Consider the following 755-nt stretch of genomic DNA (forward strand, 5'->3'; position numbering starts at 1 on the left):
AGGGCGTGCAGCTCGTGACCTCCGATGCGCACAAGGGCCTGGTCGGCGCCATCGAGGAGGTGTTCCAGGGCGCCTCCTGGCAGAGATGCGCCGTCCACCTGATGCGCGACTGCATGCGCGAGACCGGATCGCGCCAGCTGAAGAAGCGCGTGGGCCGCATAATGTCGCCGGCGTTCCGGGCCAAGGACGCGGCGACGGCGCGGGCGATGTACCACGCGGCCTGCGACATGCTGCGCGAATGCTGCCCCAAGGCCGCCGACGTGGCCGAGGAGGCCGAGCCCGACGCGCTGGCCTACCTCGCCTTCCCGCCGTCGCACTGGAAGCGGCTGCGCACGAACAACGTGCAGGAGCGGGCGAACCGCGAGATAAAGCGCCGCAGCCGCGTGGTGCAGGTGTTCCCGTCGGAGAAATCGCTCGAGCGCCTGGTCGGGGCTGTGATGTGCGAGCAGGATGAGCAGTGGTCCGCTTCGCGGTACTTCGCCTACGACAAGATTCAGGAGCTGTATGACGAGAAGCGAAGGAGGAAAGAGCCCGCAGCGCCCGCAAGGCCCGCCGCCGACCTCGCCGAAGCGGCCAGGAAGATGATCCTCGCGAGCTTGGAGCTTGCAGAGAAGGTGGATGCGGCGTAGCATGGCCGCTTGGATCCCGGGTTCGGGAGAAGGCCGAAACCCCCACCGTCCCGATTCGCCGTTCGCTCGGTCCGCCTTCGGCGGCACGTCGCCAGAACGGCTTACACCAACATTCTCGACACTACC

General features: G+C 67.5%; 1 protein-coding gene. It reads left to right on the top strand.

Annotated elements, in window-relative coordinates; translation table 11 throughout:
* A partial coding sequence (locus PGW49_RS10385) for a transposase (RefSeq protein WP_270226454.1) occupies positions 1-629 on the top strand: 629 nt, incomplete at its 5' end.
* Between the last annotated feature and the right edge of the window lie 126 nt (positions 630-755).

This window comes from Collinsella aerofaciens, from assembly GCF_027679495.1.
GTDB lineage: Bacteria > Actinomycetota > Coriobacteriia > Coriobacteriales > Coriobacteriaceae > Collinsella > Collinsella aerofaciens_AK.